Consider the following 26,812-nt stretch of genomic DNA (forward strand, 5'->3'; position numbering starts at 1 on the left):
CCCGTCGCCACGCGTGTCGCGGAAAATGATCGATCAAATGAGTCACAAAGGTCACACTGCACTTCCGGAAGCGGGGCGGAGGGAGGCAGGATGAGCAGGTTGGCGGCACTGAGTGCCGCCAGTAGGCCCAATGGTCGACCCCGAGTGCACTCTCCAGGGCCAAATGGGGGATGGTAGAGACAGTCAGGGCACCTCGAAGAAGAGGCACAACGTCGGTGAGGGATGACGTGAGCGACAACTCTGTAGTACTGCGGTACGGCGATGGCGAGTACACCTACCCGGTGATCGACAGCACCGTCGGCGACAAGGGCTTCGACATCGGGAAGCTCCGCGCCCAGACCGGTCTGGTGACTCTCGACAGCGGGTACGGCAACACCGCTGCCTATAAATCCGCCATCACCTACCTCGACGGCGAGGAAGGCATCCTCCGCTACCGCGGTTACCCGATCGAGCAGCTCGCCGAGCGCTCCACCTTCCTTGAGGTGGCGTATCTGCTGATCAACGGCGAGCTGCCGACCGTCGACCAGCTCTCCACCTTCCAGGGCGAGATCACGCAGCACACCCTGCTGCACGAGGACGTCAAGAACTTCTTCCGCGGCTTCCCGCGTGACGCCCACCCGATGGCCATGCTGTCGTCCGTGGTCAGCGCGCTGTCCACGTTCTACCAGGACAGCCACAACCCGTTCGACGAGAAGCAGCGTCACCTCTCGACGATCCGCCTGCTCGCCAAGCTGCCGACGATCGCGGCGTACGCGTACAAGAAGTCGATCGGGCACCCCTTCGTCTACCCGCGCAACGACCTCGGGTACGTCGAGAACTTCCTGCGCATGACCTTCTCGGTCCCCGCCCAGGAGTACGACCTGGACCCGGTCGTCGTCTCCGCGCTCGACAAGCTGCTGATCCTGCACGCGGACCACGAGCAGAACTGTTCGACGTCCACGGTGCGGCTGGTCGGCTCCTCGCAGGCGAACATGTTCGCCTCGATCTCCGCCGGCATCTCCGCCCTCTGGGGCCCGCTGCACGGCGGCGCCAACCAGTCGGTGCTGGAGATGCTCGAGGGCATCCAGGCCTCGGGCGGCGACGTCGACACCTTCATCCGCAAGGTGAAGAACAAGGAAGACGGCGTGAAGCTCATGGGCTTCGGGCACCGCGTCTACAAGAACTTCGACCCCCGGGCGAAGATCATCAAGGCGGCGGCGCACGACGTCCTCTCGGCCCTCGGCAAGTCCGACGAGCTGCTGGACATCGCGCTGAAGCTCGAGGAGCACGCGCTGGCCGACGACTACTTCGTCGAGCGGAAGCTCTACCCGAACGTGGACTTCTACACGGGTCTGATCTACCGCGCCATGGGCTTCCCGACCGAGATGTTCACGGTCCTGTTCGCCCTCGGCCGCCTGCCGGGCTGGATCGCCCAGTGGCACGAGATGATCAAGGAGCCGGGTTCCCGCATCGGCCGCCCGCGTCAGATCTACACCGGCGAGGTCCTCCGCGACTTCGTCCCGGTCGAGGCCCGCTGACCTGCTTTTTCAGGGTCACCGCACCACGGCCCCCTACGGCGAGTGAGCCGAAGGGGCGCGCCTGTGCCGACGGACCGACCGCGCGGAGGCCCGACGAAGGAGGGCCGAGCACGATCGGTCCGTCGGCACAGGCTCCTGCGTCCCGGAGGCGAACCGAGCCTCAAAAAATACGGAAAAGCGCCCTGCTGCCGGTCCCCCCACGGGCCGGCAGTCAGGGCGCTTTCCTGGTCCCGGTGCGGATTCCCCCCACGGGATCCGGCCGGGCGTCTGTGGGACAGCGCCTGAACCGCTGCGAGCTGAACGAGCAGAACTGCGTGCGCCACCGCGTGACACGGTGCGCTCTGCCGGGACCCGTACGGACCGGGAGGGCCGCTCAAAGCTCTCCGGTGTACGTGCCCCGGCAACGCAATTTCCGGGGACGTCCCCCAAGACGTCCCCCGATGCCGGCTACGCCCCCCAAGACGTGTCCGACATCGCCAACTTAGACTCACGAACCCCTTCGCTGGTTACATTCACATCACTGTGATCTGCGTCTCTTGCATATGTCCTGAAGATACGCAAGAGCCCCGATACGTCGATCGGAGGCCAAGCGTAAGGATGCTGCGCGAGCCTTGTGAAGAGCTTATGTGAGGCCTCCGTTGGACTCTAGAGGGACTCCCGCTTCGCCGTCATGAAAATGCCCTGAGCCGAAGGCTGTTCGTCACCACGAACACCGACGAGAAGGCCATGGCGGCGCCCGCGATCATCGGGTTGAGGAGTCCCGCGGCGGCAAGCGGGAGCGCGGCCACGTTGTAGCCGAAGGCCCACACCAGGTTCCCCCGGATCGTGGAGAGCGTCCTTCGGGACAGCCGGATCGCGTCAGCCGCCACCCGCAGGTCTCCGCGCACCAGCGTCAGGTCGCTCGCCTCGATGGCCGCGTCGGTGCCGGTGCCCATCGCGAGGCCGAGGTCGGCGGTGGCGAGGGCGGCGGCGTCGTTGACCCCGTCGCCCACCATCGCGACCGTCCGTCCCTCGCCGCGGAGCCGCTCGATCACGCGGACCTTCTCCTCGGGCAGCACCTCGGCGATCACCTCGTCGATGCCGACGGCACGGGCCACGGACCGGGCCACCACCCGGTTGTCGCCGGTCAGCAGCACCGGCGTGAGGCCGAGGGCGCGCAGGGCGCGTACGGCCTCCGCGCTGGTCTCCTTGATCGCGTCGGCGACGGTCAGGACGCCGATCGCCACCCCGTCGCGGCTGACCACCACGGCCGTACGCCCTTGTGCCTCGGCCTCCGCCCTGGCGCGGGCCAGCTCCGGCGGTAGCGCGTCGTGCGGCAGCCGTCCCACCTGGATGTCCCGCCCGTCGACGCGCCCGCGCACGCCGAGCCCGGGGACGTTCTCGAAGTGCTCCGCGGCCGGCAGCGGGCCGGTGCGTTCCTCGGCGCCCGCCGCGACCGCCCGGGCGATCGGATGCTCCGAGGCGTGCTCCAGGGCGCCCGCTGCCCGCAGCACCTCACTCTCGTCGACGCCCTCGGCGGCGTACACCTCGTGCAGGGTCATCCGGCCGGTCGTCACGGTCCCGGTCTTGTCCAGCACGACGGTGTCGACGCGGCGGGTGGACTCCAGGACCTCGGGGCCCTTGATGAGGATGCCGAGCTGGGCGCCGCGGCCCGTGCCGACCATCAGCGCGGTGGGGGTGGCGAGGCCGAGGGCGCAGGGGCACGCGATGATCAGCACCGCGACGGCGGCGGTGAAGGCGGCCACCGTGTCGCCCGTGAGGGCGAGCCAGACACCGAACGTGCCGAGCGCGATCAACAGCACCACCGGTACGAAGACCCCGGAGACCCGGTCGGCGAGGCGCTGCACGTCGGCCTTGCCGTTCTGCGCGTTCTCGACGAGCCGTGCCATCCGGGCGAGCTGGGTGTCCGAGCCGATCCGGGTCGCCTCGACGACGAGCCGTCCTCCGGCGTTGACGGTGGCGCCGGTGACGGTGTCGCCGGCGGACACGTCGGCCGGTACGGACTCGCCGGTCAGCATGGACGCGTCGACCGCCGAGGAGCCCTCGACGACCGTGCCGTCCGTGGCGATCTTCTCGCCGGGCCGCACCACGAAACGGTCTCCGACGGCGAGCCGGCCGACGGGGACGCGCACCTCACGGCCGTCCCGGAGCACGGCGACGTCCTTCGCGCCCAGTTCCATCAGGGCTCGCAGGGCCGCACCGGCGCGGCGTTTGGAGCGGGCCTCCAGGAAGCGGCCGAGCAGGATGAACGCGACGACTCCGGCGGCGACCTCCAGATAGATCGTGGACGCGCCGTCCGTGCGCGAGACGGTCAGCGCGAAGCCGTCCCGCATGTCCGGCATCCCCGCGTCCCCGAAGAACAGGGCCCACAGCGACCAGCCGAAGGCGGCGAGCGTACCGACGGAGACGAGGGTGTCCATGGTGGCCGCGCCGTGCCGCGCGTTGGTGAGGGCGGCCCGGTGGAAGGGGAGTCCGCCCCAGAGGACGACGGGCGCCGCGAGGGTGAGCGAGAGCCACTGCCAGTTTTCGAACTGAAGCGCCGGGATCATCGACATCAGCACGACGGGCAGGGCGAGGACGGCGCTGACAATCAGCCGTTCCCGCAGGGACGCCAGTTCGGGGTCGTCCGCGGCGGGCGCCGTCTCCTCCTCGGGGGCCGGGGGTGCCGGCTCCTCGGCCGTGTACCCCGTCTTCACGACGGTGGCGATCAGGTCGGCGACCGGGGTCCCCGCCGGATATGCGATCCTCGCCTTCTCGGTGGCGAAGTTCACGGTGGCGGTGACGCCGTCCATGCGGTTGAGCTTCTTCTCCACCCGGGCCGCGCAGGAGGCGCAGGTCATTCCGCCGATGACGAGCTCGACCTCGGAGACCGGGACGGCCGCGGCGGCGTCCGCCGCCGGGGTCCGGGCTGCTGCGGTGGTCATGTCGGCTCCAGTCGGTGAGCCGGGCCGTACGGAGTCGGTGTCAGCCGGCCGGTACGGCCCGGTGCGGGTGCGAGCTGCTTCGGGCGGGCTCGCCCGTGGTGCGGTGCGGGACGGAGTCAGGCGCGGCCGGCGAGCTCGAAGCCCGCCTCGTCGACCGCCGCCCGCACGGCGTCGTCGTCGAGCGGGGCGGCGGACACGACGGTGACCTCACCGGACGAGGCGACGGCCTTCACCGATTCGACGCCGTCGAGCTCCGAGATCTCTCCGGAGACGGAGCCTTCACAGTGCCCGCAGCTCATTCCGCTCACCCGGTAGACGGTCGTGACGGAGTTCGGGGTACCGGTCTGGGCGGTCATGGCGTTACTCCTCGTCGAGGCAGGGGGGCGTACGTGTGCAGGCGGGAGACCCGTGAGACCGGGTTCCCGCACGACGCACTCCACACTATACCCCTAGGGGGTACTAAGGGCGGAGGTCCGGTGGTGCCGCCGCCCTGTACGAGGCCGACGGGACCGGGACAAGCCCGAGGCGCGCGGCTAGCGTTCCCCGCGGACGTGATCCCCGGCCGACGGCGACGGACGACGGCGACGGGCGAGTGCGCGGGCCACGGGCGATGTGCGACGGACGAGGGGTGGGACGGATGCGGGCAGTGGTGTTCGAACGGTACGGGGAGCCGGCCGAGGTGCGCGAGGTGGCGGACCCCGGGCCCGCGGAGCACGGGGTGGTGGTGCGCGTCGAGGCCACCGGGCTGTGCCGCAGCGACTGGCACGGCTGGCAGGGGCACGATCCGGACATCACCCTGCCGCACGTCCCGGGACACGAACTCGCCGGTGTCGTCGAGGCCGTGGGCGCCCGGGTGAGCGGGTGGCGTCCCGGTGACCGCGTCACCGTGCCCTTCGTCTGCGCCTGCGGGAGCTGTGCCGCCTGCGCGGCGGGCGACCAGCAGGTGTGCGAGCGCCAGACCCAGCCGGGCTTCACCCACTGGGGCTCCTTCGCGCAGTACGTGGCCCTGGACCACGCGGAGGTGAATCTGGTAGCCGTGCCCGCGGAGCTGTCCTTCGGGACGGCGGCGGCGCTGGGCTGCCGGTTCGCGACGGCGTTCCGTGCGGTGGTCGCGCAGGGGCGGGTGGCGGCGGGCGAGTGGGTCGCCGTGCACGGGTGCGGCGGCGTCGGACTGTCGGCCGTGATGATCGCGGCGGCCTGCGGTGCCCGGGTGGTCGCGGTCGACGTCTCGGGCCGGGCGCTGGAACTGGCGCGGCGCTTCGGCGCCGCCGAGTGCGTCGACGCCTCGCGGACCGCGGACCCGGCCGAGGCGGTGCGCGAGCTGACGGGCGGCGGCGCCCATCTCTCCCTGGACGCCCTCGGCTCACCCGCCACCTGTGCCGCCTCCGTGAACGGTCTGCGCCGCCGCGGCCGCCATGTGCAGGTGGGCCTGCTGCCGTCGCCGACCGGCTCCACCCCCGTCCCGATGGCACGGGTGATCGGCCTCGAACTCGAAGTCCTGGGCAGCCACGGGATGGCCGCGCACGCCTACCCGCGGATGCTGGAGCTGGTAAGGGCCGGGGTGCTGCGCCCCGACCTGCTCGTCACCTCCACCATCCCCCTGGACGCGGCACCGGCGGCGCTGGCGGCGATGGGCACGGCCCCGGGGGCCGGGGTGACGGTCGTCGAGCCCTGGAGCTGACGAGGCATCCCGCCCCCGGCCCGATCCACGGCGGCCCGCGGTCCCCGCCCCGCCGGGGCGGGGACCGTGGGCCCCGCTCAGTCCTCTCTGCGCCCGCGGTTCCGTGGCCGCGAGGCGACCCAGGCGCGGACGGTGTCCGCGTACCAGTACGGTTTTCCGCCCTCCACGTGGTCGGGCGGGGGCAGCAGACCGTGCTTGCGGTAGGACCTGACGGTGTCCGCCTGCACCCGGATGTGCGCGGCGATCTCCTTGTACGACCAGAGCCTTCTGTCGGTCATCGGTGGCACCTCCCTGCGCGCGCCACAGCGGCGGCCGGGGGGCGGCCGTCGGGGGAGCCGGGCACTGCGCTGGCGATCACCCAGCCTGTGCCCGTTCGGCGACGCACCGTGACCGGGAAGCCGCACCTGTCGCCCGGGTGTGACCCAAGACCCGCGAATACGTGACATGTGTGACAGGAAGCGGTCTTTTGTGACACCCGTGACGCATTGGACGAGCAGCCGCCCGCCGGAATTCACGCCCCGCATGACCTCAGGAACGCCCGCGTCCGTCGCGCGATCGGCAGCGGCTTGTCCGGGGGGCACGGGTACATGTCCTGCTCGACGATCGCGAAGAGGTCGACGCCGAGCTTCTGCGCGGCGGCGAGGACGGGCTCCAGCGCCGGCACACCGGACGGCGGTTCGCACATGACGCCGCGCGCCACGGCCGGCCCGAACGGCACCCCGCCGGCCCGGACCTCCGCCAGCACCAGCGGGTCCACCTGCTTGAGGTGGAGGTAGCCGATGCGTTCGCCGTACGTCTCGATGAGCTTGACGCTGTCGCCGCCGCAGTACGCGTAGTGCCCGGTGTCCAGGCACAGCGAGACGAGCGAGGAGTCCGTCGCGTCGAGGAAGCGGGTGACGTTCTCCTCGCTGTCGATGTGCGTGTCGGCGTGCGGGTGGACGACGATCCGCAGCCCGTAGCGCTCCCGCACCTCGTGGGCCAGGCGCTCGGTCTGCGCGGTGAGGCTGCGCCACTGCGTCGGCGTCAGCGTGCTGCTCTCCAGCACCGTGCCCGTCTTGTCGTCCCGCCAGAAGGAGGGGATGACGACGAGATGCCGGGCGCCCATCGCCTGGGTGAGCGCCGCGATGGCCGAGACGTGCGCCCAGGTGGACTCCCACACCTCCGGCCCCCGGTGCAGCCCGGTGAACACCGTGCCGGCCGAGACACTGAGCCCGCGCCGCGCGGTCTCCGCCGCGAGGACGGCCGGGTCGGTCGGCAGATAGCCGTACGGGCCCAGCTCGATCCACTCGTACCCGGACGCGGAGACCTCGTCGAGGAAGCGCCGCCAGGGGACCTGCCGCGGATCGTCGGGGAACCAGACGCCCCAGGAGTCGGGGGCCGAACCGACCCGGATGCGGGACAGTGAGGACGGAGGCGACGACCGCGGCGACGGCGGGGGTGATGCGGGGCGTGACGGCTCGGGCGGCGACTGCGGTGGCAACGGCGTCATGGCCGTCAGCTTCGGACCGCCCCGGAGAGGTGTCAAGGCCTGGTCCGAATGTCTGGACAAAACGTTGACAGGGTTCCCCGGGCCGGGCTAGACCTGGGGACAGCCGAAGCGAAGGGATCTCGATGGCGTACGACCTGATCACCATGGGGCGGATCGGCGTGGACCTCTACCCCCTGCAGACGGGCGTCCCGCTGGCCCGGGTCTCGTCCTTCGGGAAGTTCCTCGGCGGTTCGGCGGCCAACGTCGCGGTGGCCGCGGCCCGGCTCGGGCGGCGTACGGCGGTGATCACGCGTACGGGCGACGACCCCTTCGGCACGTATCTCCACGAGGCGCTGCGGGACTTCGGCGTCGACGACCGCTGGGTGACGCCGGTCGCCGGACTGCCCACCCCGGTCACCTTCTGCGAGGTCTTCCCGCCGGACGACTTCCCGCTCTACTTCTACCGGCAGCCCAAGGCACCCGACCTGGAGATCGACGCCCACGAACTCGACCTGGACGCCGTCCGCGCGACCGGGATCTTCTGGGTGACGGGCACGGGCCTGAGCGAGGAGCCCAGCCGCACGGCGACACTCGCCGCGCTCGCCCACCGGGCCGCGGCCGGTACGACCGTCTTCGACCTCGACTGGCGTCCCATGTTCTGGCAGGACCCGGCCTTGGCGCGCCCCTTCTACGCCGAGGCCCTGCGCCACACCACGGTCGCCGTCGGCAACGTCGACGAGGTCGAGATCGCCACCGGCGAGCGCGACCCGCACGCCGCCGCCCGCGCCCTGCTGGCTGCCGGGGTCGAACTCGCCGTCGTGAAGCGGGGACCCAAGGGTGTCCTCGCCGTCCACCGCGACGGCACGTCCGCCGAGGTCCCGCCGCTGCCGGTGACCGTCCTCAACGGCCTCGGCGCCGGCGACGCCTTCGGCGGTTCCCTGTGCCACGGCCTGCTCGCGGGCTGGGACCTGGAGCGCGTCATGCGGTACGCGAACGCGGCCGGTGCCATCGTCACCTCCCGCCTGGAGTGCTCCTCGGCCATGCCGACCCCGGACGAGGTCGAGGACGCGCTCGCCGCGGGAGCGGTGCGGTGAGGGCGGGCCACGTCGGCGGGGCGCGGCACGAGGAGAACGCGGGCGGCGGCCGGTCCGCCGCCCCGGGCACCCTCGCCCCGGTGGACGTGTCCGAGCTCGTCCGCACCCGCGTCCACCACCCCGAGGCGATCGCCGAGGCCGCCGTCCGCCGCGCCCGGCGTCCCCTGGTGGACGAGGGCCAACGCCTGATGATCATCGCCGCCGACCACCCGGCCCGCGGCGCCCTCGCCGTCGGCGACCGCAAGTTCGCGATGGCGAGCCGCGCCGGCCTCCTGGAGCGGCTGTGCCTCGCCCTGTCCCGCCCCGGCGTCGACGGCGTCCTCGCCACCGCCGACATCCTCGACGACCTGCTCCTGCTCGGCGCCCTGGACCACAAGGTCGTCCTCGGCTCGATGAACCGCGGCGGACTGGCCGGCGCCGCCTTCGAACTCGACGACCGGTTCACCGGGCACCGTCCGCGCGACATCGAGCGGTCCGGCTTCGACGCCGGGAAACTGCTGCTGCGCATCGACTACGACGACCCGGGCTCGCTGCGGACCCTGGAGTCCGCCGCCCGGGTCGTCGACGAGATGGCGGAGCGCCGGCTCCCGGTGTTCGTCGAACCGTTCCTGTGCCGCCGCGACCCGGCGAACGGCGCGCTGCGCACCGACCTCGGCGCGGAGGCCGTGACCAAGTCCATCGCCATCGCGAGCGGCCTGGGCGGCAGTTCGGCGTACACCTGGCTGAAGGTGCCCGTCACCGACGACCCGGACGACATGGCCCGCGTCATGGAGACCTCCACCCTGCCGGCCGTCCTGCTCGGCGGTGACGTCGGCGAGGACCAGGACGCCGCGTACGAGAAGTGGCGCGGCGCACTCCGGCTGCCCACCGTGCGGGGGCTGGTCGTCGGCCGCTCCCTGCTCTACCCGGCGGACGGGGACGTGACCGCAGCGGTGGACACCGCCGTAGGACTTCTGTGAGGACCGGATGACGAGCAACGACCTGTACGTCCCGAAGGGCGCCACCGCGGGCCCGCTGTACGCCGTCGACATCGACCCCGGGCGGGCCGGCTGGCGGCACAGCAGCCTGCGCGTCGTCGAACTGGGCCCCGGTGGCGGACACACCTTCACCAGCGGCGACAGCGAGTGGATCGTGCTGCCCCTGGAGGGCGGCTGCACGGTGCGCACGCAGGACGAGGAGTTCCATCTCCGGGGCCGGGAAAGCGTGTTCGGGGGAGTCACCGACTTCGCCTACGTGCCCCGTGACGCCCGGACACAGATCGCCTCCGGTGCGGGAGGCCGCTTCGCCCTGGCAGGAGCGAAGTGCGAGCGCCGACTCCCCGCCCGCTACGGCCCCGCACCGGAGGTTCCCGTCGAAGAGCGCGGCAGCGGCACCTGCGCCCGCCGGGTGCGCAACTTCGCCTCCGCCGACGCCTTCGACTGCGACCGGCTCATCGCCGTCGAGGTGATCACCCCCGGCGGCAACTGGTCCTCGTACCCGCCGCACAAGCACGACGAGCACCGCCCCGGCGCCGAGTCGCAGCTCGAGGAGATCTACTACTTCGAGATCGAGGGCCCGAACGGGTTCGGCTACCAGCGCGTGTTCCCCTCCCGCGAGGGCGGCGCCGACGTGCTGGCCGAGGTCAGGACCGGCGACGCGGTCCTCGTACCCGACGGCTGGCACGGCCCGTCCGTCGCGGCTCCCGGGCACACCATGTACTACCTGAACGTGATGGCGGGCCCGGGTCCCGAGCGGGAGTGGCGGATCTGCTTCCACCCCGGACACGTGGAGAGCACGGAGGGATACCGATGACCCGTCTGACGGTCGCGCAGGCGCTGGTGCGTTTCCTGGCCGCCCAGTTCACGGAACGGGACGGCGAGCGGCAGCGGCTGATCGGCGCCACCTGGGGCATCTTCGGCCACGGGAACGTCGCCGGGATCGGCCAGGCGCTCGTCGAGTACGCGGACGAGATGCCGTACCACCAGGGCCGCAACGAACAGTCCATGGTGCACGCGGCGGTGGGGTACGCCCGGCAGCGCAACCGGCTGTCCACGCACGCCGTGACGACGTCGATCGGTCCGGGCGCCACCAACCTGGTCACCGGCGCCGCCCTCGCGACGGTCAACCACCTGCCGGTGCTGCTGCTGCCCGGTGACGTGTTCGCCACCCGCCCGGCCGACCCGGTCCTCCAGCAGCTCGAAGTCCCCCACGCGGGCGACGTGTCGGTCAACGACTGCCTGCGTCCCGTGTCGAAGTACTTCGACCGGATCACCCGCCCCGAGGCGCTGATCCCGGCCGCGCTCCAGGCGGCGCGGGTGCTCACCGACCCGGTGGAGACGGGCGCGGTCACCCTCGCGCTGCCGCAGGACGTGCAGGCGGAGAGCTTCGACTGGCCGGAGGAGTTCTTCGCGGAGCGCGTGTGGACCGTCCGGCGCCCGGCCCCCGACTCCGGTGAACTGTCCGCCGCCGTACGGGCCGTCCGCGAGGCCCGGCGTCCGCTGATCGTCGCGGGCGGCGGAGTCCACCACAGCCGCGCCGAGAACGCGCTCGCGGAGCTGGCCGCGGCCACCGGCATCCCGGTCGCCTCCACCCAGGCGGGCAAGGGCTCTCTGAGGTGGGACCACCCCCAGGACGTCGGCGGCATCGGCCACACCGGCACCGCGACCGCCGACGAGCTGGCCCGCACCGCCGACCTGGTGATCGGCGTCGGCACCCGCTACACCGACTTCACCACGGCCTCCGGCACCCTCTTCGCGGGGCCGGGCGTCCGCTTCCTCAACCTGAACATCGCGCCCCACGACGGGCACAAGCTGGCCGGGCGGACCCTGATCGCGGACGCCCGCGCCGGCCTGGAGGAACTGACCGAGGCCCTCACCCTGCACGGCCACCGCGCGGAACCCGCCTACGTCACCGAGTACACCGACGACAAGGAACGCTGGGAGTACCGGGTCGACGCGGCGTTCGAGGCGGAGGACCCCGACCTGCGGCCGACGCAGCCGCAGGTGCTCGGCCTGCTCGACGCCCTGGTGGACGAGCAGGACATCCTCGTCAACGCGGCCGGTTCGCTCCCCGGTGACCTGCACAAGCTGTGGCGGGCGCGGTCGCGGGACCAGTACCACGTGGAGTACGGCTACTCGTGCATGGGCTACGAGATCCCGGCCGCGATCGGCGTGCTGATGGCGGCGCCCGGCCGGCCCGTGTGGGCGCTGGTCGGCGACGGCACGTATCTGATGATGCCGACGGAGATCGTCACCGCCGTCCAGGAGAACGTCCCGATCAAGGTGCTGATCCTGCAGAACCACGGATACGCGTCCATCGGCGGCCTCTCGGAGTCCGTGGGCGGCGAGCGGTTCGGCACCGCGTACCGCTACCGGTCGGGCGACGGCGCCTACACCGGGGCGCCGCTGCCCGTCGATCTCGCCGCCAACGCGGCCAGCCTCGGCATGCGCGTCCTGCGCGCGAAGACCGTGCGTGACCTGCGGGCGGCCCTGGCCGAGGCACGCGCCGCGGACACTCCCACATGTGTCTACGTGGAGACCGAAACGGCAGACACAGTGTCGGGCGCGCCTCCGGCCCAGGCCTGGTGGGATGTACCTGTGGCCGAGACCGCGACCCGCCCGTCGGCGGTCGAGGCGCGCGACGAGTACGACCGGCACGTCTCCACCCGACGCCGCCATCTGTGAGGGAGTTACTGGCATGACGAAGATCGTCAACCACTGGATCGGTGGCAAGCCCGCCGAAGGCGCGTCGGGTACGTTTGGCCCGGTCACCGACCCGGCGACCGGCGCCGTGACCACCAAGGTCGCCTTCGCGAGCGCCGACGAGGTCGACGCGGCGGTCGCCGCCGCCAAGGAGGCGTACGCGACCTGGGGGCAGTCCTCGCTGGCGCAGCGCACGAACATCCTCTTCAGGTTCCGGGCGCTGCTCGACGCTAACCGGGACGCGATCGCCGAGCTGATCACCGCCGAGCACGGCAAGGTCCACTCGGACGCGCTCGGCGAGGTCGCGCGCGGCCTGGAGATCGTCGAGCTGGCCTGCGGCATCAACGTGCAGCTGAAGGGCGAGCTGTCCACGCAGGTCGCCAGCCGCGTGGACGTGTCGTCCATCCGCCAGCCGCTGGGCGTCGTGGCCGGCATCACGCCGTTCAACTTCCCGGCCATGGTGCCGATGTGGATGTTCCCGATGGCCATCGCCTGCGGCAACACCTTCGTGCTGAAGCCGTCCGAGAAGGACCCGTCGGCCTCGATGAAGATCGCCGAGCTGCTGGCCGAGGCCGGTCTGCCGGATGGCGTCTTCAACGTCGTGCACGGGGACAAGGCGGCCGTCGACCGGCTGCTGGAGCACCCGGACGTGGCGGCCGTATCCTTCGTCGGCTCGACGCCCATCGCCCGCCACATCCACACCACGGCCGCCGCGAACCACAAGCGCGTCCAGGCCCTCGGCGGCGCCAAGAACCACATGCTGGTCCTGCCCGACGCCGACCTGGACGCGGCCGCCGACGCCGCCGTGTCGGCCGCGTACGGCTCGGCGGGTGAGCGCTGCATGGCGATCTCGGCGGTCGTCGCCGTGGGCGCGATCGGCGACGAGCTGGTGCAGAAGATCCGTGAGCGCGCCGAGAAGATCAAGATCGGTCCCGGCAACGACCCCGCCTCCGAGATGGGCCCGCTCATCACGGCGGCCCACCGCGACAAGGTGGCCTCGTACGTGACGGGCGCGGCGGCCCAGGGCGCCGAGGTCGTCCTGGACGGCACCGGCTACACGGTCGAGGGCCACGAGGACGGCCACTGGATCGGGCTCTCGCTGCTCGACCGGGTCCCGGTGACCGCCGACGCCTACCGGGACGAGATCTTCGGCCCGGTGCTGTGCGTGCTGCGCGTGGACACGTACGAGGAGGGCGTCGACCTCATCAACGCCTCGCCGTTCGGCAACGGCACCGCGATCTTCACCCGGGACGGCGGCGCGGCCCGCCGCTTCCAGCTGGAGGTGGAGGCGGGCATGGTCGGCGTCAACGTGCCGATCCCGGTGCCGGTCGGCTACCACTCCTTCGGCGGCTGGAAGGACTCCCTCTTCGGGGACCACCACGTCTACGGCAACGACGGCACGCACTTCTACACGCGCGGCAAGGTCGTGACCACCCGCTGGCCCGACCCGGCGGACACCCCCGCGGGTGTCGACCTGGGGTTCCCCCGCAACCACTAGGTGTGATCGACGCAGGGCAGTGGAGCCGTCCGCATTGCGGACGGCTTCACGTTTTTTTGCCGCCGGAGCTGCGGTTCTCGTTCAGAGGGGATGAAACGGGTGACGCAGGTCACGAGAAGATTCGACCTTGGAAAGCAAGGTCACCTTTACGAAGAGCTTGATGATTGCAATCTTCACGCGCCAGGGCCTGCGAAAGTCATGTGACCCGGGTCGTGACGCGACTGCGGATTCCGTAGGTAAACAGCCATTGACGTGCTGGTTTTCGTCGGGGTTCCATGCAGCGCCGGGAGCGGACGAACAGATGAACGACGCGAGCCGCCGGAGGCGATATCGCTCCCGCCCCAAGCACTGCCGCACGAGTCGATCGGAACCGCTTCATGACCGACACGCTCCGCCCTGTCGAGACCGCCGCCCCGGCCGCCGCCCCCACGGCGCCGGGCAGCCCCCGCAAGCTCAAGCGCTCCATCGGAATCGTCGGCGGCACCCTGCTGACGCTCTCCTGCGTGACCCCCGCCTCCACGCTCTTCGTGGTCGTCCCCGACCTCTTCTCGTCCCTCGGCACGGCGACCGCCCTCACCATCGCGATCGGCTCGCTCCTCTGTATCGCCGTGGCCTTCTGCTACTCGGAACTGGGCACCCTCATCCCCAGCGCGGGCGGTGAGTACGCCATGGTCTCGACGATGGCCGGCCGCCTCGCCGGCTGGCTCGTCTTCGTGCTCTCCCTGCTGGTCGTCATGATCGTGCCGCCGGTGATCGCCATGGGCACCGCGGACTACCTCGCCCCGATCGTGCACCTCGACCCGTCCTACGCGGGCGCCGCGGTCATGCTGCTCGCCACCCTCGCCGGCCTGCTCGACCTGCGCGCCAACGCCTGGATCACCGGCGTCTTCCTGGTCCTCGAGGTCATCGCCGCGGCCGTCGTGGCGGTCCTCGGCTTCGCGCACGGTGAGCGCGGCGCGGGCAGCCTGGTCTCCTTCCAGGTCGCGGACGCCGGCGGTCACACGGACACCGTCACGGCCATGCTGATCGTCTCCGGGCTCGCCATCGCCCTCTTCGTCACCCAGGGCTTCTCGACCGCGGTCTACCTCTCCGAGGAGCTGGAGAACCCACGCCGCAACGTGGCCCGTACCGTCCTCGCCACCCTCGCCATCTCGTCGGTGATCATCCTGGTGCCGGTCGTCGCGATCACCATGGGTGCCCCGGACCTGGCGGCCCTCAGCGGCGGCGACATCAGCACCATGGTCACCACCTGGTCGAACTCCGCCGTCGGCACCTTCGTCAGCCTGTGCGTGGCCCTCGCGATCATCAACGCGGGCATCGTCATGGTCATCCAGAACTCCCGCGTCCTGTTCGCCTCCGCCCGCGACAAGGCCTGGCCCGAGCCGGTCAACCGCGGCCTGTCCCGCCTCGGCCGCTTCGGCTCCCCGTGGGTCGCAACCCTCCTCGTGGGCGTCCCCGGCGCCGTCCTGTGCTTCGTGAACCTGGACACCCTGTACGGCGTCACCGGGGTCTCCGTCACCGCCATGTACCTGCTGGTCGCGGTGGCCGCCCTGCTCGCCCGGCGCGGAACGCACGCCCACACGGCCGCCTGGCGCATGCCGCTGTGGCCCGCCGTACCCGTCCTGCTGATCGGCGTCCTCGCCTACATCCTGAGCCGGCAGGAGGCGGGCTACCTCCTGTGGACCGGCGGCATCACCGCCGTCGCCACCCTGTACTGGGCCTTCTACCTGCGTCCCCGCCGTGACACCCGCTGGCTGGTGTCGATCCCGGAGGACGGGGAGGCCTGAGCCGCGGTCCCGCGTACCACGGGCGCGGTACGCGGGGGCGCGACCGTACGCCCGGGGGAGGGGCCCGGGTTCAGCCCGGTGGCTGCATCGGTTGCCGGCGGCCCCCCTTACGGTTGACGCATGGATCTTCGACTGCCCCGACTGCGCGGACCCGCACCGCGGGGGCCTCGCCGGTGGGCCGCCGCCGCGGCCGCCGTCGTCGTGCTCGCCGGTGCCGGCACGTGGACGGCCGCCGCCTCGGACGAGCCGCCGCCCGTGCACCGCGCCGACCGGGCCATGGCCATGGGCGACGGGGTGAGGATCAACACGTCGTACTTCACCGCGGGCTCCGGCCGCCGCCCTGCCGTGCTGCTGGCCCACGGCTTCGGCGGCAGCAAGGCGGACGTGCGGGACCAGGCCGAGCAGCTCGCCCGCCACGGATACGCGGTGCTGACCTGGTCGGCGCGCGGCTTCGGCGGCTCCACCGGAAAGATCGGCCTGAACGACCCCAGGGGCGAGGTCGCCGACGTCTCGAGGCTCATCGACTGGCTGGCCGAGCGGCCCGAGGTCGAGCTGGACGGGCGCGGCGACCCGCGGGTGGGCCTCAGCGGCGCCTCCTACGGCGGAGCGGTCTCCCTGCTGGCCGCCGGGTACGACCGGCGGGTCGACGCGGTCGCCTCGTCGATCACCTACTGGAACCTGGCGGACGCCCTCTTCCCGAACGGGGTCCTCAAGAAGCTGTGGGCCGGCCTGTTCATCACCTCCGGCGGCGGCTGCGAACGCTTCGAGGCACGGCTGTGCGCCATGTACAACCGGGTCGCGGAGGCCGGGAAGCCGGACGCGCGGGCGCGCGCCCTGCTCGAAGCCCGTTCCCCGTCCGCCGTCGGCGACCGCATCAAGGTGCCCACGCTCCTGGTGCAGGGCCAGACCGACTCGCTGTTCCCGCTCGGCCAGGCCGACGCGACGGCCAAGGCGATCCGGGCCAACGGCGCACCGGTCGGCGTCGACTGGATCTCCGGGGGCCACGACGGCGGCGACAAGGAGAGCGACCGGGTCCACGCCCGCGTCACCACGTGGTTCGACCGCTACCTGAAGGACGACGAGAGCGCCGGCACCGGCCCCGCCTTCCGGGTCACCCGCACCGGGGGCGTCGACTCCACGGACGGCGCCGCACAGCTGCGGGGCGCGAGCGCGGACACCTACCCCGGCCTGGAGAGCGGACTGCGGAAGGTCGCGCTGAGCGGGCGCGAGCAGAGCGTCCGCAACCCCGCGGGTGCCAGCCCGCCCGCCATCTCGGCCCTCCCCGGCCTCGACGACTCCGGGGGCATCTCCCAGCTGTCCTCCCTCGGCGTCGGGGTGTCGGTCGACTTCCCGGGGCAGTTCGCGAAGTTCACCTCCGCCCCGCTCACCGAGGACCTGCGGATCACGGGATCTCCGACGGCGACCGTGCACGTGAAGTCGACCACCGACGACGCCGTCCTCTTCGGGAAGGTGTACGACGTCGGACCCGGCGACTCCCGGCAGTTGCTGCCCGCCCAGCTGGTGACGCCCGTACGGGTGGAGGGCGCGAAGGCCGGCAAGGACGTCCGGCTGACCCTGCCCGCCATCGACCACGAGATGCGCAAGGGCCACCGGCTGCGCCTGGCCCTCGCCTCCACGGACCTCGGCTACGCGTCCCCGGCCGCCCCCGCCACGTACACGGTGTCGCTGAAGGGCGACCTCCGGGTCCCGACCGCGCCGGACGTGCGGACCGCGGCCGCCCCGCTGCCCGCCTGGGTGTGGTGGCTGCCGGTGGCCGGCGCCCTGGTCGCGCTCGCCCTGCTGCTCACCGGCCGCCGCCGTGCCGCCGCCGGGCAGCCCGACCCCGAACTGGCCGACGTCCCCCTGAAGATCACCGAACTGAGCAAGCGGTACGCGAAGTCGGCGGACCGGTACGCGGTACGGGACCTGTCCTTCCGCGTCGAGAGAGGCCAGATCCTCGGCCTGCTCGGGCCGAACGGCGCGGGCAAGACGACCACCCTGCGCATGCTCATGGGCCTGATCGGCCCCGACGACGGCGAGATCCGCGTCTTCGGGCACGCGATCCGGCCCGGCGCCCCGGTGCTCTCCCGCGTCGGCGCCTTCGTCGAGGGCGCCGGATTCCTCCCGCACCTCTCGGGCCGCGAGAACCTTGAGCTGTACTGGCGGGCCACCGGGCGCCCGCCCGAGGACTCCCACCTGGACGAGGCCCTGGAGATCGCCGGCCTCGGCGACGCACTGGCCCGCGCGGTGCGCACGTACTCCCAGGGCATGCGCCAGCGCCTCGCCATCGCCCAGGCCATGCTGGGCATGCCGGACCTCCTGATCCTGGACGAGCCGACCAACGGCCTCGACCCGCCCCAGATCCGCGAGATGCGCGAGGTCATGATCCGCTACGCCGCGGCCGGCCGTACCGTCATCGTCTCCAGCCACCTCCTGGCCGAGGTCGAACAGACCTGCACCCACCTGGTGGTCATGGACCGCGGCAGGCTGGTCCAGGCCGGACCTGTGCACGAGATCATCGGCTCCGGCGACACCCTCCTCGTCGGCACCGGCTCACCCGTGGCCGAGCCGCTCGCCGACAAGGTCGGCGCGCTGCCCGGCGTGACCTCCGCCGTCGTCACCGACGACGGACTCCTGGTCCGGCTGGCCACCGGAGCAAGCGCGGAAACCCTGGTCGTCGAACTCGTACGGCTCGATGTGCCCGTCCGGTCGGTCGGCCCCCACCGGCGGCTCGAAGACGCCTTCCTCACCCTGATCGGAGGCTCCGCGTGAGCACCCTCACCGAGCGGACCGAGACGGCCGACGGGTACCGGGCGCGACGGACCCTGCCGCTGCGGGTGGAGCTCGCACGGCAGCTGAAGCGCCGCCGCACCCTGGTCATGGGGGCCGTGCTCGCGCTGCTGCCGTTCGTCCTCGTCGTCGCCTTCGCGATCGGCGGCGAACCGGGCGGGCGCAACGGCCAGGTGACGCTGATGGACACGGCCACCGCGTCCGGCGCGAACTTCGCCGCGGTGAACCTGTTCGTGTCGGCCGGCTTCCTGCTGGTGATCCCGGTGGCGCTGTTCTGCGGGGACACGATCGCCTCCGAGGCGAGCTGGTCGTCGCTGCGCTATCTGCTGGCGGCGCCGGTCCCAAGGACCCGGCTGCTCCTGTCCAAGCTCACCGTCGCACTCGGCCTCAGCCTGGCCGCCATGGTGCTCCTCCCGGTCGTCGCGCTGGCGGTGGGCACGGCGGCGTACGGCTGGGGCCCGCTGGAGGTCCCGACCGGCGGAGAGCTGTCCACGGGCACCGCGACCCAGCGCCTGCTGATCGTCGTGGCGTACATCTTCGTGTCGCAACTGGTCACCGCGGGGCTCGCGTTCTGGCTGTCGACCAGGACGGACGCCCCGCTCGGCGCGGTCGGCGGCGCGGTCGGACTGACCATCGCCGGCAATGTGCTGGACGCGGTGACCGCCCTCGGCGACTGGCGCGACTTCCTGCCCGCGCACTGGCAGTTCGCCTGGGCGGACGCCGTCCAGCCGGACCTGGAGTGGAGCGGCATGATCCAGGGCGCCGCGGTGTCCACGGCGTACGCGCTCGTGCTGTTCGCCCTGGCCTTCCGCGGCTTCCGGCGCAAGGACATCGTGTCGTAGGTGTCCGGAAGGTCACCCGCCGGTCTCGGCGGCCCCTCGCCGTGGCCGCATCGAGACGCATCCGCAACGCCCCGTGGCGCACATCCCGGCCCCCTCGGACGTCACAGTCACAGACGTAGGCCAGGAGCCGGACCGTTCACCGAGGGGGCACGGATGGGGATGGACCACATACGGCGGCTGCGCGGGGGGCTGCTCGCGCTGACGCTCGCGGGCGGCCTGCTGCTCACGGGCTGCGGCGGCGGCGCGGACGGCAGCAGGGCGTCGGACGGCGCCGCGAAGTCCCGTGCCGGCGGGACCGGCTGGCCCGCCCCCGCGCCGGGGCCGGGCACCTCGGAGGGCGAGCGGCCCGGGGAGGAGACCGGCGACAGCGACCGTGACGCCGCCCCGTCCCCCGACTACCTCTCCACCTTCGCCCTGGACGTCGACACCGCCTCGTACGGCTACGCCCGCCGCACCCTCGCCGACGGCCGGCTGCCCGACCCGGCGACCGTCCGCCCCGAGGAGTTCGTCAACAGCTTCCGCCAGGACTACGAACGCCCCGAAGGCAACGGCTTCTCGGTCACCGTCGACGGCGCCCGCACCGACGCCGAGGACTGGTCGCTGGTCCGTGTCGGCCTCGCCACCCGGGAGGAACGGCACGAGGGCGAACGCGCGCCCGCCGCCCTCACCTTCGTCGTCGACGTCTCCGGCTCCATGGCCGAACCGGGCCGCCTGGACCTGGCCAAGGACTCCCTCGGGGTGATGACGGACCGGCTGCGCGACGACGACGCGGTCGCCCTGGTCGCCTTCAGCGACGAGGCCGAGACCGTCCTGCCGATGACCCGGCTCGGCGGCCACCGCGACCGCGTCCACGCCGCGGTCCGCCGCCTGGAGCCGCGGTCCTCGACCAACCTCGGCGAGGGCGTCCGCGCCGGGTACGACACCGCCGTGGAGGGTCTGCGCGAGGGTGCCACCAACCGGGTCGTCCTGCTCTCCGACGCGCTCGCCAACACCGGCGACACCGACGCGGACAGCATCCTGGAGCGTGTCTCGGACGCCCGCCGCGAGCACGGCATCACCCTGTTCGGCGTCGGCGTCGGCAGCGACTACGGAGACGCCCTGATGGAGCGCCTCGCCGACAAGGGCGACGGCCACACCACCTACGTCTCGGACGACGCGGAGGCCAGGAAGGTCTTCTGCGAGGAACTCCCTCGCAACATCGACCTCACGGCCCGCGACGCCAAGGCGCAGGTCGCCTTCGACCCCGCGACGGTCGAGACGTTCCGGCTCGTCGGCTACGACGATCGGCAGGTCGCCGACGAGGACTTCCGCGACGACCGGGTGGACGGCGGCGAGGTGGGCCCCGGCCACACCGTCACCGCCCTGTACGCCGTCCGCACCAGGCCGGGTGCCTCCGGGCATCTCGCCACCGCGAGCGTCCGCTGGCTCGACCCCGGCGACCGCAGCCCGCACGAGGAGTCCGGCCGGCTGGAGGCGGCCTCCCTCGGCGACGACCTGTGGAGGGCGTCGCCCGGCCTCCAGGTCGCCGCCGTGGCCGCCTACTTCGCCGACGACCTCCGCAGGGGCGACGACCGCCGGCCCGCGCTCCCGGCCCGCCCCTCGCTCGGCCGGCTCGCCGACCGCGCCGACCGGCTGGCGACCGGCGCGCAGGACGAGGCGGTGCGCCGGCTGGCCGACGCGGTCCGCCGGGCCGACCGCCTCCGGGACTAGCGTCGGACGGGCTGCCCCTGGGCGGGCCGCAGGCGGTAGGCGTACGTGTACGTCCGCCCCGAGCGCAGCACGTACTCCGGGAGCGGTGCCGCGCCCCACGAGTTGATACCGCCGACGCCCATCTGCCGGTGGTTGACCAGGAGCACCGTCTCGTCCCGCCGCTTCAGCTCATGGGGGTGCCGGGGCCCGTCCAGGTCGAACGGCGAGTGATGCAGGGCGCTGGTCTCCAGGAGCGGCTCGCCGTCCGCCGGGTCCGCCAGCACGCAGAGCCCGTCACCGGCCCGGTCGGTCAGCGACAGCCGCCGTACGTCCGTCATGTTGCCCGTCTGCTGGGGGCGGACGTACGGCGCCATCTGTTCGTCGACGGTGGAGCGGTAGCGGCCCACGAACGCGGCACTCCTGCGGTCCTGGTAGTTCTCGTGCGGCCCCCGGCCGAACCAGTCGAGCCTCTCGAAACCGGCCGGGACCGTCAGCAGGGCGCCCACCATGGGCAGGTCCGGCAGCCCGGCCGCGGCGTCGAGGGTGTGCCGGACCCGCACCTCGCCGTCGGCGCGCACGGTGAACACGGTGTGCCACGTGCAGGCGCCGGGCGAGGTGGGCAGCGTGCAGCCGACCTCGACGACGACCTCGCCGGACGCGGGCCGCGTGACGCTCACCGACGTCACCGTCCGCCGGGCGCCGGCCTCCCGCCAGGTCCGCGCGGTGGCCGGGAACCTGCGCCCGATGTCGTTGTCGGTGGGCCCGCGCCAGAAGTTCGGCACGGGACCCTCGACGAGCAGCCGCCGCCCGCGCCAGGTGTACGCGGAGAGCGTCCCGGACTCCTTGGAGAGCACCACCTCCACCTCCCGCCCGGTCACCGCGACCTCGGTGTCGGTCTCCACCGGCGTGAGGTCACCGCGCGGCGCGGCCGCCGTCCGCGCGGGCGTGTGCCAGTCCAGCGCGAGCTGTTCCGCGGCCACCTCGTGCCCGGCGCCGGCCCAGCTCGTCCCGGCCCGCAGGACGAAGGAGAGCCCGAGGAAGTACTCGGCTCCGGGCTCCGGCGCCACGGGCCTGCGGTACGGGACGCGGACGGTCCCCTCCGACCCGGGCGCGACGGCGGGCGCGGCGAGCGTGCCGTGCTGCACCCGGTCGCCGTCCCGGGTGACGGACCACCGCAGGTCGTACGCGTCCAGCCCGCTGAACAGGTGCTTGTTGCGCACCTTCACGGTCCCCTCGGACAGCTCGCCCGCCCTGATCCCCACCGGCTGGTAGCACTTCTTCGCCTCGATCAGCCCCGGGTGCACCGAGCGGTCGGACGCCACGAGACCGTTGCAGCAGAAGTTCCCGTCCGTCGGATAACCGGGGTGCCAGTCGCCTCCGTACGACAGGTAGGTGCGCCGCGCGTCCCCTGGCACGGGCAGCCGGACCGCCTGGTCCGTCCAGTCCCAGACGAAGGCGCCGTGCAGGTTCGGGTAGCGCTCGAAGACGTCCCAGTACTCCCGGAGGTTGCCGCCGCTGTTGCCCATGGAGTGGGTGTACTCGCACAGCATGAACGGCTTCGGGTTGCCGGACCTGCCGTACGCCTCCACGCCCGCCGGGCTGGTGTACATCTCGCTGTGCACGTCGGCAACGGAGTTCATGCCCTCGTAGTGGACGGGGCGCGAGGCGTCCCTGGCGTGCACCCAGTCGGCCATGACCTGGAAGTTCGACCCCTTGCCCGCCTCGTTGCCGAGCGACCAGAGGACGACGCAGGCGTGGTTCTTGTCGCGTTCCACGAGCGAGCGGACCCGGTCCACACAGGCGTCGGTCCACTCGGCCAGCGACCCCGGCAGGGTGTCCCGCACCCCGTGCGTCTCCAGATTGGCCTCGTCGACGACGTACAGCCCGTACTCGTTGCACAGCTCCATCCACCGCGGGTGGTTCGGGTAGTGCGAGGTGCGGACGGCGTTGATGTTGTACCGCTTCATCAGGCGGATGTCCTGGAGCATCCGCGCCTCGTCGACGGCCTGGCCGCGGTCGGGATCCGACTCGTGGCGGTTGGTGCCCCGGAACATCAGCGGCTTGCCGTTGAGAGTGAACTTCCCCGGCCCGTAACCGACTTCGCGGAAGCCCACCCGGGTGCTGTGCACGTCGACGGCCCGGCCCGAGGCGTCGGCGAGCGTGACGACCAGCGTGTACAGGTTCGGAGCCTCGGCCGACCACAGTGCGGGCGCCGTCACGTCCGCCCGCAGCCGGACCTCCGCGTCACCGTCACCGAACTCCACGTCCCCGGCCGGCACCGGGACCGGCACGCGGCGCCCGCGTGCGTCGAACAGCTCCGCCGTCACCCGGTACCCGCCCGGCCGCTCCCCGCCGCGGTCGCGTACGGCGACGTCCACCGCGAGGACGGCGTCCCGGTACGCCGGGTCCAGTTCCGTCCGCACGAACAGGTCCTGCACGTGCACCGGCGGGATCGAGTACAGGTACACGTCCCGGAAGATCCCGGACAGGTCGATCATGTCCTGGTCCTCGAGCCAGCTGCCGTCGGACCAGCGGTACACCTCGACGGCGATCGTGTTGCGCCCCGGCCGCAGCCGGCGGCTGATGTCGAACTCGGCGGGGGTGTAGCTGTCCTCGCTGTAGCCGACCCGCTCGCCGTTGACCCAGACGAAGAACGCCGACTTCACGCCCTGGAAGGAGAGCAGCGTGCGCCGCCCGGACCAGCCTGTGGGCACGGTGAAGGTACGGCGGTAGGAGCCCACCGGGTTGAAGTCGTGGGGCACCCGCGGCGGCGCCGGGGTCTCGTAGCCGATCCACGGATACCTGACGTTGAGGTAGATCGGCTCCGGGTACCCCTCGATCTCCCAGTTCGACGGGACCGGGATGCGGTCCCAGCCGCCGTCGTCGAAGTCCGGGTCCTCGAACCCGACGGGCCGCCGGTCGGGGTTCCGGGCCCAGTGGAAGCGCCAAGTCCCGTTCAGCGAATGGTGGTACGGCGACTCGGCGAACTTCCCGCGCAGCGCGTCACCGGCACTCGCGTACGGCACGAGGCGGGCACGTGCCGCTTCGCGGCCGATCTGGAAGACGCCCGGCCGCGCGTCCCACGCGGCGTCCCCCGCGTCCGCGGCGAACGCTCCCTTCTGCGCGGTGAGGGCGGCCCATCCCGCGAGAGCGCCACCCGCGAGGAGGGTGCGGCGGCTCGGACGGTGGCTGGTCGGTGTGTCAGCACTCACGCTGCGACTCCGCACGTAAGACAACAAGAAGCGCCAGCATCGAACCGGACCGGTCGGCACGCAAGGCTCCACGGGCCACACAACTCCCTTTGGCGCACAGGGACAGAGGCCATCGGAGGGGCAGGGCCCTGCGGACCCCTTCCCGGCGACGCCCGTGCGCGACCCGTTGGAGCGCTGAAACGGCGCCGGCACACGAAGAGGGGCGGGGCCACCGACCTGGTCGGTGGCGCCGCCCCTCGCGCGCCCGGAGTGTCAGCCCTCGCCGTTGGCGGACAGGATCGACACGTCCTCCAGCAGGTGCGCCAGCGCGCCGTCGCGCTTGGTCTGCGTGGAGTTCTCCGTGCACTGCTGGTTCAGATCGTCCGAGAGGACCGGGACGTCCTGGATCGGGATGAGGTTGACGATCGGAACGTTGATGTCGTTCAGACCGATGCAGGGCTTGTTGAAGGAGCCCTGGATGAGCGCCATCTGCGGGCTCATGTCGCCGTACGTGGCCGAGTTGCCGAAGCTCTGCATCGCCGCGTTGCCGTTCGCGATGGCCGGCCCCTTGTCGTCACCGATCGCCATCGCCGTAGGAGCCGCGGCAGCGGAGGCGCCCACGACGGAAGCGGTGATCGCCGCAGCGGCAAAAACCTTCTTGATCACTGGCCAGTCCCTTCTTAGAAACCCCGTCCACCGGAGCGCCATGGCCAACTCCGTTTGGCAAGGATGGTTTCCCCTGTTCACCCGCACGGCCGATACCCCATGCGTGTACCTACCCGCTGAAACCCTTGATTTCTCGTAGCTGTCGCGAACCGCTTGTCGGCCAACCGGGTGAACGCCCGCAACTAATCCTGTGACGCCGGGTTGATGAGGCAGTACGACAGTGCGTCGCTACGAGGAAAGGAACCCGAAGTGCTCAAGAAGGCTATGGTCGCCGCAGCGGCCACCGCTTCCGTGATCGGTATGGCGGTGGCGGCTGCTCCCCAGGCCCTTGCCATCGGTGACGACGCCGGACCCTCCGTCGCCAACGGGAACGGCGCGACGTCGGCTTTCGGCAACTCGACGACCAAGGGCGACATGAGCCCGCAGCTGTCCCTGGTCCAGGGCACGCTCAACAAGCCGTGCCTCGCGCTGGAGGACGTCAACGTCGCCGTCGTCAACCTCGTCCCGATCCAGGACGTCCCGATCCTGTCGGACGACCTGGCTCAGCAGTGCAGCGACAACTCGACGCAGGCCAAGCGGGACGGCGCCCTGTCGCACGTCCTCGAGGACATCTCGGTCCTGTCCGCCAACAGCGAAGGCTGAGACGCTCCCGGTGCAGCCCGGGGTGCCCGCGGTTCTCCGTGCGGGGCGCCCGGGCCTTTACCCACGTGCATCCCACCGGCGCCGTCGTTTTCTGTGTACAGCGTTCGAGTGAATTATCAAGCGGCCTTCGTTCCGTAGTTTCTTCGGACCTCCGTCCTCGTTCACCGCATGCAGGTCGTGCTGCGAGCCGTTTCCAAGGTGCTCGCTCGGTTCCGGCCGTCTCAGGGGCATGACCGCAAAGAAGGGAAAGCACGTGAATCACAAGAAGAGCGCAGCTGCCATCGCCGGCACCATCATGGCTCTGGGCATGGGCGCCCCGGCCTTCGCCGACGCCGACGCGCAGGGTGCCGCCATCGGGTCCCCGGGTGTCCTGTCGGGCAACGTGGTCCAGGTTCCCGTTCACATTCCCGCCAACGTGTGCGGCAACACGATCAACGTGATCGGTCTGCTGAACCCGGCGTTCGGCAACGCCTGCGTCAACGCCTGACGTCGGAGCGCACCAGCCGTCCGGCTCGGTCCCGCCGGCCTTGGATGACCTTCACGGTGCCAGGGCCGGCTTTCCCACTTCTACCAGCAGGAAGACAACGACATTGCGACAGACTCTGAGCAGGGGAATGGTCGTGGCCGCGGCCGCGACGGGCATCGTGTCCATGTACGGCGCCCCCGCCTTCGCGGACTCGCACGCGGGCGGAGCCACGTCGGACTCGCCCGGTGTCGCGTCGGGCAACAACGTGTCGGTGCCCGTGCACGTGCCGGTGAACGCCTGCGGCAACTCCGTCAACGTGGCGGGTGCGTTGAATCCGGCCTTCGGCAACTCGTGTGCCAACATCTCCGCTTCCCGCGGCGCCCACGGCGCTCCGCACCGGCCCTCCCACCACGGCGGGGGCTACGGCGAGGGTGCCGGATACGGGGACGGGCCGGGTTCGCACGGGCACTCCGGCTCCTCGGCGGACGGCATCGCGAAGGGTTCGCCCGGAGTCGGCAGCGGCAACAACGTCGAGGTCCCGGTGGACGTACCGGTGAACGTGTGCGGCAACACGGTCGACGTGGTCGCCCTGCTGAACCCGGCATTCGGCAACCGCTGCGGCGAGGAGGCCAAAGACACCCCACCGCACACCCCGTCCGAGCGGCCGCCCGGTGACTCACCGGTCAGCCCTCCCGAGCACACCCGGGCCCAGCCGCCCGCCGACACGCCGGAGGGCCCGGATGACTCGTCCTCGCTGGCCCAGACCGGAGGTGAGGGCGTGCTCGCCGCCGGGGCCACCGGTGCCGCGCTGCTGATCGGCGGGGCCGTCCTGTACCGGCGAGGCCGAGTGGCGTCCCGTCATTAGGTGCTCCTGGGT

General features: G+C 71.9%; 20 protein-coding genes. 14 read left to right on the forward strand and 6 right to left on the reverse strand.

Annotation, left to right across the window (positions count from 1 at the left end; genetic code table 11):
* The first annotated feature begins 227 nt into the window (after positions 1 to 227).
* Complete coding sequence (locus AC0ZLC_RS09330; RefSeq protein WP_476751420.1) at positions 228 to 1,517, forward strand: citrate synthase; 1,290 nt, start codon at positions 228 to 230, stop codon at positions 1,515 to 1,517.
* Between the two features lie 668 nt (positions 1,518 to 2,185).
* Here AC0ZLC_RS09330 and AC0ZLC_RS09335 read toward each other — a convergent pair.
* Both AC0ZLC_RS09335 and AC0ZLC_RS09340 read right to left on the reverse strand, forming a co-directional pair.
* Positions 2,186 to 4,441, reverse strand: coding sequence for a heavy metal translocating P-type ATPase (locus AC0ZLC_RS09335; protein WP_476751421.1), 2,256 nt, complete (start codon positions 4,439 to 4,441; stop codon positions 2,186 to 2,188).
* A 116-nt stretch (positions 4,442 to 4,557) separates the two neighbouring features.
* A complete protein-coding gene (locus AC0ZLC_RS09340; protein ID WP_476751422.1) occupies positions 4,558 to 4,797 on the reverse strand; it encodes a heavy-metal-associated domain-containing protein in 240 nt (79 codons plus the stop codon).
* 281 nt (positions 4,798 to 5,078) lie between these two features.
* On the opposite strand from AC0ZLC_RS09340, the gene AC0ZLC_RS09345 reads away from it, so the two are divergent.
* A complete protein-coding gene (locus tag AC0ZLC_RS09345) occupies positions 5,079 to 6,122 on the forward strand; it encodes a zinc-dependent alcohol dehydrogenase family protein (protein ID WP_476751423.1) in 1,044 nt (347 codons plus the stop codon).
* 77 nt (positions 6,123 to 6,199) lie between these two features.
* Here AC0ZLC_RS09345 and AC0ZLC_RS09350 read toward each other — a convergent pair whose 3' ends face one another.
* Both AC0ZLC_RS09350 and AC0ZLC_RS09355 read right to left on the reverse strand, forming a co-directional pair.
* The gene (locus tag AC0ZLC_RS09350; protein WP_476751424.1) at positions 6,200 to 6,400 is read right to left on the reverse strand and encodes a helix-turn-helix transcriptional regulator; all 201 of its coding nucleotides are present in this window, start codon (positions 6,398 to 6,400) and stop codon (positions 6,200 to 6,202) included.
* 233 nt (positions 6,401 to 6,633) lie between these two features.
* Positions 6,634 to 7,611: a sugar phosphate isomerase/epimerase family protein gene (locus AC0ZLC_RS09355; RefSeq protein WP_476751425.1), complete on the reverse strand. Its 978-nt coding sequence runs from the start codon at positions 7,609 to 7,611 to the stop codon at positions 6,634 to 6,636.
* A 122-nt stretch (positions 7,612 to 7,733) separates the two neighbouring features.
* Between AC0ZLC_RS09355 and iolC the strand changes: the two genes are divergently transcribed.
* The 9 genes from iolC (at position 7,734) to AC0ZLC_RS09400 (ending at position 20,991) form a co-directional block, all read left to right on the forward strand.
* Positions 7,734 to 8,684: a 5-dehydro-2-deoxygluconokinase gene (gene iolC, locus AC0ZLC_RS09360; protein ID WP_476751426.1), complete on the forward strand. Its 951-nt coding sequence runs from the start codon at positions 7,734 to 7,736 to the stop codon at positions 8,682 to 8,684.
* An 80-nt stretch (positions 8,685 to 8,764) separates the two neighbouring features.
* A complete protein-coding gene (locus tag AC0ZLC_RS09365) occupies positions 8,765 to 9,643 on the forward strand; it encodes a Cgl0159 family (beta/alpha)8-fold protein (protein WP_476751588.1) in 879 nt (292 codons plus the stop codon).
* A gap of 7 nt (positions 9,644 to 9,650) precedes the next feature.
* Positions 9,651 to 10,475: a 5-deoxy-glucuronate isomerase gene (gene iolB, locus AC0ZLC_RS09370; RefSeq protein ID WP_476751427.1), complete on the forward strand. Its 825-nt coding sequence runs from the start codon at positions 9,651 to 9,653 to the stop codon at positions 10,473 to 10,475.
* Positions 10,472 to 12,346 carry a 3D-(3,5/4)-trihydroxycyclohexane-1,2-dione acylhydrolase (decyclizing) gene (iolD, locus tag AC0ZLC_RS09375; protein ID WP_476751428.1) on the forward strand — a complete coding sequence of 625 codons (1,875 nt, stop codon included), beginning with the start codon at positions 10,472 to 10,474 and terminating at the stop codon, positions 12,344 to 12,346. Before iolB ends, iolD begins: the two co-directional genes overlap by 4 nt.
* A gap of 13 nt (positions 12,347 to 12,359) precedes the next feature.
* Positions 12,360 to 13,862: a CoA-acylating methylmalonate-semialdehyde dehydrogenase gene (gene mmsA / locus AC0ZLC_RS09380; RefSeq protein WP_476751429.1), complete on the forward strand. Its 1,503-nt coding sequence runs from the start codon at positions 12,360 to 12,362 to the stop codon at positions 13,860 to 13,862.
* 377 nt (positions 13,863 to 14,239) lie between these two features.
* Positions 14,240 to 15,649, forward strand: coding sequence for an APC family permease (locus AC0ZLC_RS09385; protein ID WP_476751430.1), 1,410 nt, complete (start codon positions 14,240 to 14,242; stop codon positions 15,647 to 15,649).
* 120 nt (positions 15,650 to 15,769) lie between these two features.
* The gene (locus AC0ZLC_RS09390; RefSeq protein WP_476751431.1) at positions 15,770 to 18,421 is read left to right on the forward strand and encodes an alpha/beta fold hydrolase; all 2,652 of its coding nucleotides are present in this window, start codon (positions 15,770 to 15,772) and stop codon (positions 18,419 to 18,421) included.
* Positions 18,418 to 19,281: an ABC transporter permease gene (locus tag AC0ZLC_RS09395; protein ID WP_476751432.1), complete on the forward strand. Its 864-nt coding sequence runs from the start codon at positions 18,418 to 18,420 to the stop codon at positions 19,279 to 19,281. Before AC0ZLC_RS09390 ends, AC0ZLC_RS09395 begins: the two co-directional genes overlap by 4 nt.
* 153 nt (positions 19,282 to 19,434) lie before the next feature.
* Positions 19,435 to 20,991: a vWA domain-containing protein gene (locus AC0ZLC_RS09400; RefSeq protein ID WP_476751433.1), complete on the forward strand. Its 1,557-nt coding sequence runs from the start codon at positions 19,435 to 19,437 to the stop codon at positions 20,989 to 20,991.
* Here the strand turns inward: AC0ZLC_RS09400 and lacZ are convergent.
* Complete coding sequence (gene lacZ / locus AC0ZLC_RS09405; RefSeq protein ID WP_476751434.1) at positions 20,988 to 24,182, reverse strand: beta-galactosidase, LacZ type; 3,195 nt, start codon at positions 24,180 to 24,182, stop codon at positions 20,988 to 20,990. The two genes, AC0ZLC_RS09400 and lacZ, sit on opposite strands and share 4 nt — an antisense overlap.
* A 252-nt stretch (positions 24,183 to 24,434) precedes the next feature.
* Positions 24,435 to 24,827, reverse strand: coding sequence for a rodlin (locus AC0ZLC_RS09410; RefSeq protein ID WP_476751435.1), 393 nt, complete (start codon positions 24,825 to 24,827; stop codon positions 24,435 to 24,437).
* Between the two features lie 249 nt (positions 24,828 to 25,076).
* On the opposite strand from AC0ZLC_RS09410, the gene rdlA reads away from it, so the two are divergent.
* From rdlA to AC0ZLC_RS09425, 3 genes are all read left to right on the forward strand, one after another.
* The gene (gene rdlA / locus AC0ZLC_RS09415) at positions 25,077 to 25,469 is read left to right on the forward strand and encodes a rodlin RdlA (protein WP_476751436.1); all 393 of its coding nucleotides are present in this window, start codon (positions 25,077 to 25,079) and stop codon (positions 25,467 to 25,469) included.
* 229 nt (positions 25,470 to 25,698) lie between these two features.
* The gene (locus AC0ZLC_RS09420) at positions 25,699 to 25,956 is read left to right on the forward strand and encodes a chaplin (protein ID WP_476751437.1); all 258 of its coding nucleotides are present in this window, start codon (positions 25,699 to 25,701) and stop codon (positions 25,954 to 25,956) included.
* 103 nt (positions 25,957 to 26,059) lie between these two features.
* Positions 26,060 to 26,800 carry a chaplin gene (locus AC0ZLC_RS09425; RefSeq protein WP_476751438.1) on the forward strand — a complete coding sequence of 247 codons (741 nt, stop codon included), beginning with the start codon at positions 26,060 to 26,062 and terminating at the stop codon, positions 26,798 to 26,800.
* The last annotated feature ends 12 nt before the right edge of the window (positions 26,801 to 26,812 follow it).

The sequence above is a fragment of the Streptomyces sp. GLSS-08 genome, assembly GCF_056387915.1.